Origin of the sequence: Paracoccus sp. JM45, from assembly GCF_003590715.1 — a bacterium.
GTDB lineage: Bacteria > Pseudomonadota > Alphaproteobacteria > Rhodobacterales > Rhodobacteraceae > Paracoccus.
In genome coordinates this window covers 263,760-280,077 of record NZ_QQVY01000001.1, presented here as the reverse complement: position 1 = coordinate 280,077, position 16,318 = coordinate 263,760, and the positions used below count along the sequence as shown (strand labels likewise).

The window sequence follows — 16,318 nt, the reverse complement described above, 5'->3', positions numbered from 1 at the left end:
ATGTCCCTGCGCGCGCGGGTCGACCGCATTGTGAACGGCCCTGCCGGACAGGGCTTTATCATGGGCGTCATCCTGTTCAACGCCGTGGTGCTGGGGCTTGAAACCTCGGCCACGGTGATGGCGCGGGTGGGGCCGCTGATCCTGTTTCTGGACGGCTTGTGCCTTGCGATCTTCGTGGCGGAAATTGCGGCCAAGCTGTTTGCACGCGACCTGCGGTTTTTCCGCGACGGCTGGAACATCTTTGACCTTGTGGTGGTCGGCATCGCCTTGATGCCCGCCACCCAAGGGCTGTCGGTCCTGCGCGCGCTACGCATCTTGCGCCTGTTGCGGATCGTATCCGTCACGCCGCGCCTACGCCGCGTGGTCGAGGGGTTTTTGTCCGCACTGCCCGGCATGGCCAGCGTGTTTTTGCTGATGGGGATTATCTTCTATATCTTTGCCGTCATGGCGACCAAGCTGTTCGCGGGCAGTTTCCCCGAATGGTTCGGGGATCTGGGAAATTCGGCCTATTCGCTGTTCCAGATCATGACGCTGGAAAGCTGGTCGATGGGCATCGTGCGCCCCGTGATGCAGGAATTCCCCCATGCATGGCTGTTCTTTGTGCCCTTCATTCTGGTCACCACCTTTGCGGTGATGAACCTTGTGGTCGGTCTGATCGTCAATTCGATGCAGGAAGCCCATCAGGAAGAAGAGACCGCCGCGACAGAAGCATACCGCGACCAGATGCTGGCCCGACTGACCGCCATCGAGGAGATGCTGGTCCGCCAGTCCGACCGTCGCAATTGACCCCCGCCGCATGCTGCCGCAAGGTTGGGCAAAGGCTTTGCCAACCTTGGGCAATACGGTTACAAGCGAAAAAAATCCAAACGTAAGAGGCAGTCCCCCATGGCCGAGGACATTGAAATCGACATCGACGATCTGGAACGCCGCATGAAGGGCGCGATGGATAGCCTGCGCAGCGAATTTGCCAGTCTGCGGACGGGCCGCGCATCTGCCTCGATGATCGACCCGATCCAGGTCGAGGCTTATGGCCAGATGACCCCCGTGAACCAGCTGGGCACCGTCAACGTGCCCGAACCCCGCATGGTTACGCTGAACGTCTGGGACAAGGGCATGGTCGGCAAGGTGGAAAAGGCCCTGCGCGAAAGCGGTCTTGGCATCAATCCGCAGCTGAACGGCACCATCATCATGCTGCCGATTCCCGAACTGAACGAGGAACGTCGCCGCGAATTGACCAAGGTCGCTGCCCAATACGCTGAAAGCGCGCGTGTTTCGGTGCGCAACGTGCGTCGTGACGGTATGGATAAGGTCAAAAAGGGCAAGGCCAATGGCATGCCCGAGGATGACCAGAAGTTCTGGGAAACCGAAATCCAGTCCCTGACCGACCGGATGATCGCCTCTGTCGATGAGGCGCTCGAGGCGAAACAAGCTGAGATCATGCAGGTTTAAGCGCGGAATGGTATTGGCGAAGGAGGCATCTGTGGCATCAGGCGCGACGACGCGTCCACGGCATGTTGCCGTGATTATGGATGGCAATGGGCGATGGGCCACCGAACGCGGCTGGCCGCGTCTGGTGGGGCACCGTCGCGGGGCCGAACGTGTCAAACAGATCGTCCGGGCCTGTCCCGACATGGGCGTCGACTGGCTGACGATCTATGCCTTCTCGACCGAAAACTGGAAGCGATCGACCGAGGAGGTTCTGGGTCTGATGAAGATCTTCCGCCGCTATATCGAACGTGAGGCCGTCGGCCTTGCGGGCGAGGGCGTGCGGATGCGCTTTATCGGCGGCCGTGAACGTCTGGACCCCAAACTGCAGGGTCTGATGGCCGCGATCGAGGCGCGCACCGCGGGCAATACACGGCTGAACCTGACGGTCGCCATCAATTATGGCGGTCGGGATGAAATTCTGCGCGCCACCAACCGTCTGGCGCAGAAAATCGCACAGGGCGAGATCTCCTCGGCGACCGAGAATGACCTGTCGGACTGCATGGACACGGCAGGCCACCCTGATCCCGATCTGGTGATCCGGACCTCGGGGGAAACGCGGACGTCGAATTTCCTGCCATGGCAGGCGGCCTATGCCGAATATGAATTCACACCGACATTGTGGCCCGATTTCACGCCGGACCATCTGGCGGCCATTCTGGACCGATTCGGCATGCGCGACCGGCGTTTCGGGGGCGTATGATCAACAAGTCAGCCATAGGGTCCGGCGGTCGTTGGGCCGATCTGTCGCGGCGCATCGCATCGACCCTTGTCCTGCTGGGGATCGGCGTGCTGTTGGCCGTGGCGCAGGGCCTGTGGTTGCGGTTGGGCATGGCCGTCATATCGGCCATTACCTTCTGGGAACTGGCGGCGATGACGGGGTGGAAATACCCTGCGCGTCACGTCACCCTGTTCGGGCGCAGCCGACCTGTCGCACTGGCCGCAATTGCCGGTGTGGCACAGGCGGTGGCGCTGACTTCTTTCGGGTCATGGGCGTGGCTGGCGCTTCTGGCGCCGATCCTTGCGGGCCTGCCGGGGGCTGCCAAGCGCGACCGCGGCACCTATGCCATTTTCGGCATCGCGATCCTGCTGGTGGCCTATGGTCTGGTCGGTTTCCGCGAAAGCTTTGGCCTGCATTTCGTCTTGTGGCTGATGGGGGTGATCATCATCTCGGACACGGCGGGATATTTCTTTGGTCGCATCCTTGGCGGCCCGAAATTCTGGCCTGCGCTTAGTCCTAAGAAAACGTGGTCGGGCACAATCGCTGGCTGGATCGGCGCCTGTATTCTTGGCGTGCTGCTGTGGCTGACGGGCTGGGGTGATGCTGCATTGATCTGGGTGTCACCGCTGGTCTGCTTTGCCGGACAGATGGGCGATATTGCCGAAAGCTGGCTGAAGCGTCGGGCAGGGGTCAAGGACAGCTCGAACCTGATACCTGGGCATGGCGGTTTTATGGATCGTTTTGACGCAGTGACAGGGGCTGTTCTGGCGACCATGCTGATCGGACTGCTGACCCGACTGCCCGTGGTGAACTGATCTATGCGACGCATCTCTATTTTCGGGGCAACCGGCTCGGTCGGGGCGAATGGTATCGACCTGATCCGCCGTGCGGGTGGGGCGGATGCCTATAACACCGTCGCGCTGACTGGCGGACGCAATATCGCCAAGCTGGCCGAAATAGCGCGCGATCTTCGGGCGCAGGTTGCGGTAACGGCCTATCCCGAATTGCTGGACGATCTGCGCGCGGCCCTCGCAGGCAGCGACGTTCGCGCCGCCGCCGGTGAAGCCGCATTAATCGAGGCTGCGGCAATGCCCGCCGATTGGGTCCTGTCGGCGATTGTAGGATCAGCGGGTCTGGCACCGGGTTTGACGGCGCTGGCACAGGGCAGCGTTCTGGCGCTGGCCAATAAGGAATCACTGGTATGTGCGGGGGCTTTGCTGCGCCGTACGGGACAGCAAAGCGGCGCAACGATCCTGCCGGTGGACAGTGAACATTCCGCGCTGTTTCAGGCGCTTGCGGGTGAAAGCCTCGACAGTGTCAAGGATGTGACCATCACCGCTTCGGGCGGTGCCTTCCGCGACTGGCCGCTGGAACGGCTGGCGGCGGCGACGGTGGCCCAAGCCTCGACACATCCGAACTGGGCGATGGGGCAACGGATCACCATCGACAGCGCGTCCATGTTCAACAAGGCGATGGAGGTGATCGAGGCCAAAGAGTTCTTTGGCCTGACCGCCGACCAGATCAAGGTTCTGGTCCATCCCGAATCCATTATCCACGCCATCGTCAACCATATCGACGGCGGCAGCATCGCCCATCTGGGCGCACCGGATATGCGGCACGCCATCGGCTTTGCCCTGCATTGGCCCGAACGCCGTGCGCTGCCGGTGCCGCCGCTGGACCTGGCGGGTGCGGGCAGCCTGACGTTCCGCGCGCCCGACGAAACCCGCTGGCCCGCCCTGCGCCTTGCGCGCGAGGTGATGGCCGCAGGCGGTGCTGCCGGCGCGGTTTTCAACGCTGCCAAAGAGCAGGCGCTGGACGATTTCATCGCGGGCCGTATCCGCTTTACCGATATGGCCCCAAGGGTCGAGGCTACGCTGGCGGCTCTGACCGCCCATGCGGGCTTTGGCAATGACCCCGACACCCTGCAAACCGTCCTGCATTGGGACGCGCTCGCACGACAGAAAGCCGCCGCATGACCGATCTGATCCTTGGCGCAGGCAATACCCTGTGGACGCTGGCCTCATTTGTGGTGGCGCTGGCAATCATTGTGACGGTGCATGAATACGGCCATTATATTGTAGGCCGCTGGTCCGGTATCCGGGCCGAGGTGTTTTCCGTCGGCTTTGGTCCCCGTCTGGCATCGCGCGTCGACAAGCGCGGCACCGTCTGGCAGATCGCGGCGCTGCCTTTGGGTGGTTATGTGCGTTTTCTGGGGGATGAAAACGCAGCCAGTGCCGGTGTGGGGCGTACGGTCGATCCGGCGCTGCGGCGTCAGACGTTGCAGGGCGCACCGCTTTGGGCGCGGTTTTCAACGCTGTTGGCGGGGCCGGTGTTCAACTTTATCCTGTCGATCCTGATCTTTGGCGGATTTGCGATTTTTCAGGGCCTGCCGTCGCCTGACCTGAAGGTCGGTCAGGTGGCCGATGCGCCGCCTGCCATCGTCAACCAGCTGCAGGCGGGTGACAAGCTGTTGGCCGTTGGCGGGATCGAACTGGAAAACTGGGGTGATGTCGGGCGTGCCGTGCAGGATCTGCCCATCGCGGCCCAACAGGACTGGCGTGTGGAACGCGATGGCCAACAGATGACCGTCGCTGGCCCCGATCCGATGCCCGCGCGGGTATCGGGTGTGGCACCGGGCAGTGCTGCTGCCGATGCGGGTCTGCGTGAAGGCGATGTGGTGACAGCAATCGCGGGCACCCCCGTCACGCGCTTTACCCAGCTGCGCGACGCGGTCGAGGCGACCGAAGGTCAGCCGCTGGTGATGGATATCTGGCGCGCGGGCAGCGATCCCATTCAGGTGACGCTGCGGCCCAAACTGTCGGATCTGCCAGCTGCCGAAGGCGGCTATGAACAGCGCTGGCTGATCGGCGTAACGGGGGGCAACAGTTTCTTTTCGCCCGAAACCCGCCGTGCCGGTCCGGTCGAGGCGATCGGTCTGGGCATCGCGCAGACATGGGGCATTATCATATCTTCGTTGACGGGGATGTGGGCAATGATTTCCGGCCAGATCGGCAGCTGCAATCTGGGCGGGGCGATCAGCATCGCCGAAAGCACCGGACAGGCCGCCAGCGCGGGCGGTGCGAATTTCCTGTGGTGGATTGCGGTTTTATCAGCAGCCATTGGCTTTCTGAACCTGTTGCCCATTCCGGTTCTGGATGGCGGACATCTGGTTTTCTATGTCTATGAGGCCCTGCGCGGACGTCCGCCCTCGGATCGTGCACTGAACCTTTTGACGACAATCGGCATGGTGATGGTGCTGGGACTGATGATTTTCGGTCTTACCAACGATCTTTTCTGCCCGTAACCTGCGATGCGCTTTTGACAGCCCCCCGCCGAAAGCGCTACAGAACATGGTAAAACGACAAGCCCGTTATGGGCGCGTAAAGGCTAAAAGAGGGGCTTTGATGACACGGAAACTGGGCAAGGGCGCTGTGGCGCTGATGACGGCCTTGGCGATCACGGTTCCTGCGGGCTTTTTCCCGTCACCGGCTGCGGCGCTTGTGTTCAATGACATCACCATTCAGGGGAACAATCAGGTCGAAACCGCGACCATCCTGAATTTTCTGGACCTGCCGCAAGGGCGCGATGTCAGCGCGGGTCAGGTAAATGACGCCCTGCAACGCCTGCAGAATTCCGGCCTGTTCGAAACCGTCGAACTGACCCCGCAGGGCAACCGTCTGGTCGTAACCGTCGCCGAATATCCGACGATCAACCGCATCTCTTTCGAGGGGAACCGCCGGTTGAAGGATGAACGCCTGTCCGAGATTATCGGCAGCAAATCGCGCCGCGTCTATCAGCCCAGCCAGGCTATCACCGATGCCCAGACCCTTGCACAGGCCTATGCGACCGAAGGCCGTCTGGCCGCCCGTGTCGATCCCCGCATCATCCGCCGCAGCGGCAATCGCGTCGACCTGGTTTTCGAGATCAAGGAAGGCGACGTCACCGAGATCGAGCGTATCAGCTTTACCGGCAACCGCGCTTTTAGTGACCGCCGTCTGCGCAACGTGCTGGAAACCAAACAGGCGGGCATCCTGCGGACCTTCATCCGCCGCGATACCTTTGCCCCCGAACGCATCCCGCTGGATGAACAGCTGCTGACCGATTATTACCGGTCGCGCGGTTATGCCGATTTCAAGGTGCAGGCTGTCGCATCGGAAATCGCCCGCGAACGCGATGCCTTCTTTATTACCTTCAACATCCAGGAAGGCCCGCAATACCGCTTTGGGAATGTCACGACCGTTTCGGAAATTCCGGGCGTTGATGCTGCGGCATTCGGGGAACAGAACCGCGTTGAAAAAGGCGCGGTCTATAACCCTTCGGTGATCGATACGACCATCCGCCGGATGGAAACCATTGCCATCCAGCAGGGTCTGAATTTCGTCAATATCGAACCGCGCATCACGCGTAACCCGTCCAACCAGACGCTGGATCTGACCTTTGCGCTGACCCGTGGCGAACGTGTCTTTGTCGAGCGTATCGACATTGAAGGCAACACCACTACACTGGACGAAGTAATTCGCCGCCAGTTTAACACGGTCGAGGGTGATCCCTTCAACCAGCGTGAAATCCGCAATTCGGCTGAACGTGTGCGCGCGCTTGGGTATTTTGCCGATGCGCAGGTCGAAACACGTCAGGGCAGCACGCCCGATCAGGTTATTGTCGGCGTGGCAGTGGAAGAACAGCCCACGGGGTCGCTGTCGTTCGGGGCGTCTTACGGGGCCAGCTCGGGCGTGGGGGTCACAGCCTCGATTTCCGAAAACAACTTCCTTGGTCGTGGTCAGTCGGTCGGTCTGGCGATTTCGACCGCCAGCGATGACAGCTCGGCCAGCTTCAGCTTTGCCGAACCCTATTTCCTTGGCCGCGACCTGCGTCTTGGCTTTACGACCAGCTATACCGAAACCGACAGCGATTATTCCGACTATGACACCCGTTCGGTCAAGGTAATCCCCTCGATCGAATTCCCCGTATCTGCGAATGGCCGTCTGTCGCTGCGCTACGAGATTTCCAAGAACACCCTGCTGGATGTCGATGAGGACAGTTCCATCCTGTTGCAGGACGAGGAAGGGTCGCGCGTCACCTCGGCGCTTGGCTATACTTATTCGTGGGATTCGCGCAAAACCGGTCTGGACCCGTTGACCGCCTACCGGTTCCGTTTCTCGCAGGATATTGCGGGTGCTGGTGGTGATACCAAAACCATCACCACCACAGCTTTGGCCGGTGTGGAAAGCACCGCGTGGCGCGATGACATCACCCTGCGCGCCGAACTGGAAGGCGGGGCGGTCTTCGCCTATGGCGATTATTCCAACTGGATTCTGGATCGCTTCAGCACCGGCAGCAAGATCCGCGGCTTTGAAAGCAGCGGTTACGGTCCGCGCGATCTGACTGCCGACAATGAAGACGCATTGCTGGGCAACTATTACTGGGCGCTTCGCACCGAAGCCCAGTTCCCCATTGGTCTGCCGGAAGAATATGGCATCACCGGAGGTCTGTTCGCTGATGTCGGCTCGCTCTGGGGGTTGGATGATGCGGTTGGCACCGATGGAACGGAAGTGGACGACGATATGTATGTCCGCGCGGCAATCGGGGCCTCGATCTTCTGGACCACGCCAATCGGTCCGCTGCGCTTCAACTTCTCGAAGGCGCTGAAAAAGGAAGATTACGACGAAGAACAGAACTTCGATCTGACCATCCAGACCACGTTCTGATGACTTCGGGGTTTAAACGTATGCTGGCGGTCGGGATGCTACTGTCCGCCATCACCACACCGGTCTTTGCACAGGACGAAGAACTGACACCCCAGATGCCCGGTCCTGATCCGGGGCGGGCCGGTGCACAACTGCCGACAAGTACCATCACCACGCCGGGCACCCAAGCCGATCTGGTCACGGCCCCGATCCTGACGCTGGATCAGGATATGCTGTATCTGTCATCCGACTGGGGCACACGCGCCCAAACCCAGCTGGAGGCCGAGGGCGATGTCATTGCCGCCGAAAACGAACGCCTGACCCAGCTGCTGTCGTCCGAAGAAGCACGTCTGACCGAACAGCGCAGCACACTGCCACCCGCTGAATTTCGCACCTTGGCCGAAAATTTCGATTTGCGCGCGACCGAGGTGCGCCGTGAGCGCGCCCAAGCCGTGCAACAGCTGAACAGCTGGGCCGAGGCGGATCGCAGCGCATTTTTCCGCGCCGCTTTGCCGATTATGGGGCAGGTAATGCAGGACCGCGGTGCCGTCGCAGTTCTGGACCGTCGCACGTTGTTCGTATCACTGGACGCCATTGATGTGACCAGCGACCTGATCGAGGTGTTGAACACCGAATTGGGTGACGGCAAAGGCGCTGTGCCCCTGCCGGATAAGGACGATATCTCAGGGCAGACGGGCGATCCGGTCGCTGAGCAGGGCGAATAGCCCGTCGCGATCCACCTCGCGCAGGAACAGTGCATTGGGCGCGCGGTCACTGACGCGCCACCAGTCGGCAACCGTCATGCCGGTGGTGAAGCGACCTGTCGTTTCGATTTCGACGTTGATGTGTCGGCCCTTGAACAGATCGGGTTGCAGGATCCATGCGATGGTGCAGGGGTCATGCAGCGGGGCACCAAGGCTGCCGTATTTTTCCTTGTCGAAACGTTCGAAGAAATCCGTCCAACCCGCCACTGCCGGTCCGCAACGGTTCGGCAGTGCCGCCATATGTTTCACCCAATCGGCAGATGTCAGGGCCGAGTGCGTCACATCCAGCGGCAGAACAACCAGCGGAATACCCGACGCAAATACCTCGGCTGCGGCTTCGGGGTCGACATAGATGTTGAATTCGGCGGCGGGGGTAATATTGCCCACCTCGAAATAGGCGCCGCCCATCAGCACGATCTGCTGCACCCGTTCGATGATGTCGGGCGCGCGGCGGAAAGCCTCGGCGATGTTGGTCAGCGGGCCGATGGGGACAAGGGTCACGCTGCCCGCATCTTCTTCGCGCAGGGTCCTGACGATGAAATCGACCCCATGTTCGGCTTGCACCTGAACCGCAGGTTCTGGCAGTTCGATGCCGTCCAGACCGGTTTTGCCATGCACATGTTCCGCCGTCACAAGGTTGCGCGACAGGGGGCGTTCACAACCGGCGAAAACCGGAACATCGGGGCGACCTGCCAGTTCGACAATTTTGCGCGCATTCAGCTGTGTCTGGGCCAGTGGCACGTTTCCGGCCACAGCGGTGATGCCCAGCACTTGCAGTTCGTTCGAGGCAAGTGCCAGAAGGATCGCGACCGCATCGTCCTGCCCCGGATCGGTATCGATGATAATTTTTTGTGCCAAGATTCCATTCCCTTGCATTTTTGGCCAAAGACTGCGCGACACAGAAAAAAGGCGCAAGCATAATGCTTGCGCCTTGATTTATTATGCAAATCAGATGAAATAATCAGCCGTCGACATTGACCTGTTCGATCAGGTCCAGCGCTTTGGGGCGCAAATCGGAAATTTCCGACAATGCCAGATCATCGGGGGTGAATTCACCCCAGCTGGCCACCAGATCGGATTTTGCAACGCCGTCCTTCACAGGGAATTCGTTGTTGGTTTCGGCATAGATATGCTGGGCTTCGTCGCTGACCAGAAACTCCATCAGTTTCAGTGCGGCGTCATGGTTGGGAGCCGCCTTTGTCATGGCCGCGCCCGATACGTTGATATGGGTGCCGCCATTTTCGAAGGTCGGGAAAATGATGCGAACCGAATCGGCCCATTCTTTTTGTTCGTCATCCTTCAGCATCGCGCCCATGTAATAGGTGTTGCCAAGGCTGATGTCACATTCGCCGGCCCAGATGGATTTCACTTGATCGCGGTCTCCGCCTTCGGGGCGTTTGGCAAGGTTCGTCTTGATGCCTTCCAGCCATGCCAATGTCTCTTCCTCGCCGTGGTGGGCCAGAAAGGCGGCGGTCAGGGCGACATTGTAATCGCTGGTAAAGCTGCGCGTGCAGATGCGACCTTCCCATTTGGGATTGGCCAGATCTTCGTATGTGGTGATTTCATCATCGGCCACACGGTCTTTTGCGGCATAGACGATGCGGGCGCGGGTCGTCAGCGCGAACCACTGGTTGTCCACATCGCGCATGCCTGCGGGAATGACGTCCAGCATCGGGTCCTCGACCGCTTGGGTCACGCCTGCGTCCTTCACCTCGCCCAGACGGGCGACATCGACGGTCAGCACCAGATCGGCGGGCGAACGGTCGCCTTCGGCCTGCAGGCGCTCAACCATGCCCTTGTCGACAAAGGCCATATTCACCGTGATGCCGGTTTCTTCGGTGAAGGCATCGAACAGCGGCTGGATCAGTTCTGGTTGGCGATGGGAATAGACATTCACTTCTTCCGCGAAGGCGGGTAGGGCGGTGGCCCCCATAAGCGAGGCAAGGATCAGGTGACGCATGATAGCTCCTGTCATCTACATATGGGTCGGGACTGCCATTCCCGATGGAATCTGTCAATCATTCAGGCATGACCTTGCGACAACGTGTAGCGTCTTTCGTAGGATTGGATGCACGGGGTGGATTGACCGAAGACGGGCCGCAGGATAGGGCGCAAGCATGGCACGAGCACCCCTATTACAACTCTCCGAGATTTCGCTGACCTATGGTGGCGATCCCGTATTCGATGGTCTTTCGTTGAACGTCCAGGCAGGCGACCGCGTCGCGCTGGTCGGGCGCAACGGATCAGGCAAATCGACCCTGATGAAAGTCATGTCAGGCTTTGTCGAACCCGATAAGGGCGACGTGGTCCTGTCTGCCGGTGTTTCGACCGGCTACATGGAACAGGACCCCGACCTGTCGGGCTTTGCCACGCTTGGCGATTTCGCCCGTGACGGGCTGGATGACAGCGAAGGCTATCTGGTCGATATGGCCGCCGAAGGGTTGAAGTTTGACCCCGACCGCCCTGTCGATACCGCATCGGGCGGCGAACGTCGCCGCGCGGCATTGGCGCGTCTTCTGGCGCGTGCGCCGGAATTGATGCTGCTGGACGAACCGACGAACCACTTGGACATTCAGGCCATCGGCTGGCTGGAAGAACATCTTTCGCAAACCCGCGCGGCCTTCGTTCTGATCAGCCACGACCGTGCCTTCCTGCGCCGTTTGACCAAAGCGACCCTGTGGATCGACCGTGGTCAGGTCCGCCGGCAGGAACGCGGATTCGAGGGCTTCGAGGATTGGCGCGAGGCCACTTGGGCTGCCGAAGACGATGCGCGCCACAAGCTGGACCGCAAGATCAAGGCCGAGGCCCGTTGGGCCGTCGAAGGCATCAGCGCGCGGCGCAAGCGCAACCAGGGCCGTGTACGTGCCCTGGCCGATTTGCGCAGCGAACGCAGCAGCCAGATCCGCCGTCAGGGCACCGCCGCCATGGCGCTGGAATCGGGTCCGACCAGCGGCAAGAAGGTGGTCGAGGTTCAGGGAATCTCGAAAGCCTTTGGTGATCGGGTGATTCTGGCGCCTTTCGATCTGCGAATCCAGCGCGGTGACCGGATTGCCTTTGTCGGCCCGAACGGTGCGGGAAAGACGACGCTGATCAAGATGTTGACCGGCGAACTGGCCCCCGATCAGGGCACGGTCACCTTGGGCACCAATCTGGAGATCGCGGTCTTCGATCAGGCCCGTGCGGCGCTGAACGTCAACCAGACGCTGTGGGAATCGCTGACCGGCGATCCGGATATGAGCGTTTCTGGTCGCGCCGATCAGGTCATGGTGCGGGGCAACCCCAAGCATGTGGTCGCCTATCTGAAGGACTTCCTGTTCGACGAAGGTCAGGCCCGCGCCCCCGTGCGCAGCCTGTCGGGCGGCGAAAAGGCGCGCTTGTTGCTGGCCAAGCTGATGGCCAAGCCGTCGAACATGCTGGTGATGGACGAACCGACCAACGATCTGGACGTGGAAACGCTGGACCTGTTGCAGGATCTGCTGGGCGAATATGACGGCACCGTCCTGCTGGTCAGCCACGACCGTGACTTTATCGACCGTGTTGCAGATACGACCATCGCGATGGAGGGGAATGGCCGCGCCACCGCCTATGCCGGTGGCTGGACCGATTACCTGCACCAGCGCAGCCTTGCCGCATCCGAGGAAGCGGCGGCACCTGTTTCCAAAAGCACCGGTCCATCCACGCCCGCCCCCCAAGCCGCCAAGCCGCAAGAGGGGCTGACCTTCACCGAAAAGCACCGGCTGCAGGAATTGCCCGCCATCATCGAACGGCTCGAGGCGGAAATCGCGAAGCTGACCGAATTCATGTCGGCCCCCGATCTGTTCACGACCGCGCCGGCCAAATTCGAAAAGGCCAGTCTGGCACTTAGCGAACGTCAGGCTGCCTTGGCTGATGCCGAGGAAGAATGGATGGCGCTGGAAGAAAAAGCCGCGGGTTAAGCCCCCCGGACCAGATGGTCGCGCAGCCATTCATGCGCGAATTCGATCTTTGTCCTGACCGGTCCGGTCAGGACAAAAGGATAAAGATCCGGATTGTCCAAGGCGCGATTGATGTCATTCACTGCAATCGCGATTTCGGCGGCAATCGACAGCAGTCGTGGCGTGTCGGTTTCCTGATAGGGGCTAAATTCCTCGGGGACGCTGGACATTGACAGACCCGCGCTGACAAAGCTGTCGGCAAAATCCACCAGATGTAACAGATGCGCGACCGTTTCGGCCCAGTCCTCATGCGGGTGGGCGGTGGCATAGGCTGTAATGTAGTCACGCCCCGGATCACGAGGATTTGCATAGTGGTTTTTCAGCGCCTGTCCGTAATCCTGCCGTTCATCCCCGAATAATTCGCGGAACGCGGGGCGGAAGTCGGGGTTGCTGGACAGACGGTCGAACAGGAAATGCGCCAGTTCGTGCCGGAAGTGACCCACCATCGAACGGTATTGTTCGCCCAGATCCAGCTGGCGCTTCAGGCGGATCAGTTCATCCGCCTCGGTTACGTTGATGGTGATTTCACCTGCGGCATGGCCCATGATGATTTGCTGGGCACGTCCGCCGGTATTTTCCGACAACATCAGGAAATAGGGACGCCTGCCGGGGTCTTGGTTGGTAAACCAGCTCCATTGTGCCAAATTGGCCAAAACCCAGCGTTTTGCGCGCTCTGTCGCGGCAAGCAGGCTTTGGTTGTCACCCACATGCAGCACCGGAACCACCTGCGACATGGCGCAGGACGCGCAGAATGTCCCTTGTGATGGCGCAGCCCAATTGCAGCCGATCCTGTTACGGTTTGCACAGGAACTGGCCTGCAGGACCATCGCACAGGCTTCGGGGTCGTAATGCAACGGCTCGCCGCAGGTGCAGGTCATATTGTGGAAGTAGGCGCGCGTCCCGCATGAGGGACAATTGAAACGTTGCATTGCTATCGGGTCCTGTATGGGCAGGGAACAAGTCGTTCCACAGCCGTCGGGTTCCTGCCGTTCGCAGGTGCGGGGCAACTGTGCAAGGGTTGACTTTACACGCGTCTTGCGCCAAACGGCACAGACCGGCGGGGCCATAGGCCTATTCGCCGGTCGATTATTTTTAATAACACCCCTTGGGGGTGCGCAGTTCGAAGGTGGGGCAACCCGTTAACTCCGACTTGTTCGGGACCGCAGGACGCGGCTGACAAAGGATAAGAAGCGATGTTCGCGGTTCTCAAAACTGGCGGCAAGCAGTACAAAGTGCAGGCGGGTGACGTTCTGCGCGTTGAAAAGCTGAATGCTGCAGCTGGCGATAAAGTCCAGTTCAACGACATTCTGATGGTTGGCTCGACCTTGGGCGCGCCGATGATCGACGGTGCTTGCGTGCAAGCCGAAGTCATCGACCAGATCAAGGCTGACAAGGTTATCACCTTCGTCAAGCGCCGCCGCAAGCATAGCTCGCAGCGGACCCGTGGCCACCGCCAGCAGCTGACGCTGTTGCGTGTGACCGACGTGCTGGAAAAAGGCGCGGAGAAAACCGGTGTGAAAGCTGCTATTGGTGCGCGCACCAAAGTTGCTGAAGCGTAAGGAGAATTATCCATGGCACATAAAAAAGCAGGCGGCTCATCGCGCAACGGCCGCGACTCAGCTGGTCGCCGTCTTGGCGTGAAACTGTTCGGTGGCCAGGCAGCCATCGCAGGCAACATCATTGCCCGTCAGCGCGGCACCACCTGGTGGCCGGGCGTCAACGTTGGTATGGGCAAGGATCACACCCTGTTCGCACTGACCGACGGTCATGTGACCTTCAAGAAGGGCCTGAAGGGTCGTACCTTTATCTCGATTACTCCTGCTGCCCTCGAGGCTGCCGAGTAACCCAATCGTAACATTTCGATGTTAAAGGGGGGGATCGGCGAAAGCCGGTCCCCCCAGCTGTTTAATCATTTTCGATTTCAGCCAGTTTCCGGGGGAGGGAACATGGTAATGTCTGCACCGATGAGGGGGGGAACCCGCTTGGATGACCTCAAAGTTAATGATCTGTCTTTAAGTCAGGCGATCATTCCCACCACACGTTTCACCCTGCGCCCGCTGCGTCCGTCGGATGCCGGTATGATCGCGCATTATACCGCGGACCGTCGCGTTGCTGAAGGCACGCGCGCGATTCCGCATCCCCTGCCACATGGCGCGTCCGAAAATTTCGTCGCGCGCGCCTTGGCTGATGATCGTCAGGAAGATGTCTGGGCGATTGACGGGTCACAAAGCAAACTTTCCGAACTGTTGGGCATTGTGTCCCTGACCCGGATGGAGGGGGACCAGTCAGAGCTTGGCTTCTGGGTCGGCGCGGGCTTCTGGAACACCGGTTTCGCGACCGAGGCTGTGGCCGCACTGGTATCCGCCAATCCACATGGTGCCCGCACCCTGTTCGCCGAGGCGTTTCAGGACAACGCAGGTTCGGCCCGCGTTCTGACCAATTGCGGCTTTGTCTATCTGGGTGATGCCGAAAGCTGGTCTTTGGCACGCAACGGTCGTGTCCCGACGTGGACCTATCTGCGCAAGATGGACTGATCGGATATCGGGGGGCCTCAACGCCCCCCGAAGTCCTTTGCATTTTGTGCAAGCCATACCCATTGCAAAGCGTTGTGACAGGCTTAAATCCTGCCCATGACACAGCACATCCCATATTCGCTTCTGGACCTGTCGCCGGTGCCCGAGGGCAGCACGGCGCAGGATGCCATTCGCAACACCATCGATCTGGCGCAACATGCCGAAAGCTGGGGCTATCGCCGCTTCTGGCTGGCGGAACATCACAACATGCCCGGCATTGCCAGCGCAGCGACTGCCGTTCTGATCGGTCTGGTCGCCCAAGCCACCAAGCAGATCCGTGTCGGTGCGGGCGGCATCATGCTGCCCAACCATGCCCCCCTGACCGTGGCCGAGGCATTCGGCACGCTGGCCACCGCCTTTCCCGATCGCATCGATCTGGGGCTGGGTCGGGCGCCGGGGGGCGATGGCGCGGTGATCCGTGCCCTGCGGCGCGACCCAAGCGCGGATACTTTCCCGCAAGACGTGGTCGAACTGCTGGAGTATTTCGGCAGTGAACGCCCCGATGCCGCCGTTCGCGCCATTCCGGGCGAAGGCACCCATGTTCCGGTCTGGATCCTTGGCAGCAGCACTTTCGGCGCCCAGCTGGCCGCGCATCTGGGTCTACCCTATGCCTTTGCCAGCCATTTCGCGCCCGATGACATGGAGCGCGCGATCACGATCTATCGTGAACGCTTCCGTCCGTCGCCTTGGGGGCAAAAGCCTTATGTCGTGATGGCCGCGAATGTCTTTGCCGCCGATGATCCGGCCGAGGCTGCCTATCTGCGCACGACGATGCAGCTGGCCTTTGCACGTTTGCGGACCGCTATGCCGGGCAAGCTGCCGCGTCCGGTGCATGATATCGACGCAGAAATCGGCGCAGCTGTCCGGCAGGGTGTCGACCGTGCGTTGAAAATCAGCGCTGTCGGCAACAACACTCAGGTCCGCGACCAGATGTCGGCCCTGTTGCAGACGCATCGCCCCGATGAGGTGATTTTGACTGGCCAGATCCACGACCACAAGGCGCGTTTGCGCAGCTTTGAAATCGCCGCCGAGGTTATGTCGCAGATGCCCGCCCCTTGGACCGCTTGATATGAAAAAGGCCCCGCCAATCGCTTGGCGGGGCCTTTCATGTTTCAGG

At 60.5% G+C, this 16,318-nt stretch carries 15 protein-coding genes and 1 pseudogene; 13 read left to right on the top strand and 3 right to left on the bottom strand.

Annotation, left to right across the window (positions count from 1 at the left end; translation table 11 throughout):
• The 8 genes from DWB67_RS01445 to DWB67_RS01415 all read left to right on the top strand — a co-directional run bounded on the left by DWB67_RS01445 (position 1) and on the right by DWB67_RS01415 (position 8,615).
• On the top strand, positions 1-786 hold the full coding sequence (locus tag DWB67_RS01445; protein WP_119805710.1) for an ion transporter: 786 nt from the start codon (positions 1-3) through the stop codon (positions 784-786).
• 99 nt (positions 787-885) lie between these two features.
• Positions 886-1,449 (top strand): ribosome recycling factor, encoded by a 564-nt coding sequence (gene frr / locus DWB67_RS01440; protein WP_119805709.1) that lies wholly within the window; start codon positions 886-888, stop codon positions 1,447-1,449.
• A 7-nt stretch (positions 1,450-1,456) separates the two neighbouring features.
• A complete protein-coding gene (uppS, locus tag DWB67_RS01435) occupies positions 1,457-2,188 on the top strand; it encodes a polyprenyl diphosphate synthase (protein WP_119805708.1) in 732 nt (243 codons plus the stop codon).
• A complete protein-coding gene (locus tag DWB67_RS17970) occupies positions 2,185-3,021 on the top strand; it encodes a phosphatidate cytidylyltransferase (RefSeq protein WP_182911456.1) in 837 nt (278 codons plus the stop codon). Before uppS ends, DWB67_RS17970 begins: the two co-directional genes overlap by 4 nt.
• A gap of 3 nt (positions 3,022-3,024) precedes the next feature.
• Positions 3,025-4,182 (top strand): 1-deoxy-D-xylulose-5-phosphate reductoisomerase, encoded by a 1,158-nt coding sequence (dxr, locus tag DWB67_RS17965; RefSeq protein ID WP_182911455.1) that lies wholly within the window; start codon positions 3,025-3,027, stop codon positions 4,180-4,182.
• Entirely contained in the window at positions 4,179-5,510 is a 1,332-nt protein-coding gene (gene rseP, locus DWB67_RS01425; protein ID WP_119805707.1) for an RIP metalloprotease RseP, read from the top strand. Before dxr ends, rseP begins: the two co-directional genes overlap by 4 nt.
• 100 nt (positions 5,511-5,610) lie before the next feature.
• Positions 5,611-7,911 (top strand): outer membrane protein assembly factor BamA, encoded by a 2,301-nt coding sequence (bamA, locus tag DWB67_RS01420; RefSeq protein ID WP_255418502.1) that lies wholly within the window; start codon positions 5,611-5,613, stop codon positions 7,909-7,911.
• Positions 7,911-8,615, top strand: coding sequence for an OmpH family outer membrane protein (locus DWB67_RS01415; RefSeq protein WP_119805705.1), 705 nt, complete (start codon positions 7,911-7,913; stop codon positions 8,613-8,615). Before bamA ends, DWB67_RS01415 begins: the two co-directional genes overlap by 1 nt.
• Here the strand turns inward: DWB67_RS01415 and DWB67_RS01410 are convergent.
• Positions 8,574-9,530 carry a nucleoside hydrolase gene (locus DWB67_RS01410; protein ID WP_119806142.1) on the bottom strand — a complete coding sequence of 319 codons (957 nt, stop codon included), beginning with the start codon at positions 9,528-9,530 and terminating at the stop codon, positions 8,574-8,576. The genes DWB67_RS01415 and DWB67_RS01410 overlap by 42 nt on opposite strands.
• A gap of 85 nt (positions 9,531-9,615) precedes the next feature.
• The gene (locus DWB67_RS01405; RefSeq protein WP_119805704.1) at positions 9,616-10,614 is read right to left on the bottom strand and encodes a Fe(3+) ABC transporter substrate-binding protein; all 999 of its coding nucleotides are present in this window, start codon (positions 10,612-10,614) and stop codon (positions 9,616-9,618) included.
• 157 nt (positions 10,615-10,771) lie between these two features.
• Between DWB67_RS01405 and DWB67_RS01400 the strand changes: the two genes are divergently transcribed.
• Positions 10,772-12,589 (top strand): ABC-F family ATP-binding cassette domain-containing protein, encoded by a 1,818-nt coding sequence (locus DWB67_RS01400; RefSeq protein ID WP_119805703.1) that lies wholly within the window; start codon positions 10,772-10,774, stop codon positions 12,587-12,589.
• On the opposite strand, the gene DWB67_RS01395 is transcribed toward DWB67_RS01400, so the two are convergent.
• Positions 12,586-13,557: a putative zinc-binding metallopeptidase gene (locus tag DWB67_RS01395; RefSeq protein WP_119805702.1), complete on the bottom strand. Its 972-nt coding sequence runs from the start codon at positions 13,555-13,557 to the stop codon at positions 12,586-12,588. The two genes, DWB67_RS01400 and DWB67_RS01395, sit on opposite strands and share 4 nt — an antisense overlap.
• 264 nt (positions 13,558-13,821) lie before the next feature.
• Between DWB67_RS01395 and rplU the strand changes: the two are divergent.
• The 4 genes and pseudogenes from rplU to DWB67_RS01375 form a co-directional block, all read left to right on the top strand.
• A pseudogene (rplU, locus tag DWB67_RS01390) lies at positions 13,822-14,163 on the top strand (50S ribosomal protein L21); the annotation flags it as partial.
• Between the two features lie 36 nt (positions 14,164-14,199).
• A complete protein-coding gene (rpmA, locus tag DWB67_RS01385; RefSeq protein ID WP_119805700.1) occupies positions 14,200-14,472 on the top strand; it encodes a 50S ribosomal protein L27 in 273 nt (90 codons plus the stop codon).
• 138 nt (positions 14,473-14,610) lie between these two features.
• Positions 14,611-15,162, top strand: a complete 552-nt coding sequence (locus DWB67_RS01380) for a GNAT family N-acetyltransferase (RefSeq protein WP_370453557.1) — start codon at positions 14,611-14,613, stop codon at positions 15,160-15,162.
• 108 nt (positions 15,163-15,270) lie between these two features.
• Entirely contained in the window at positions 15,271-16,269 is a 999-nt protein-coding gene (locus DWB67_RS01375) for an LLM class flavin-dependent oxidoreductase (protein ID WP_119806141.1), read from the top strand.
• Positions 16,270-16,318 lie beyond the last annotated feature (49 nt).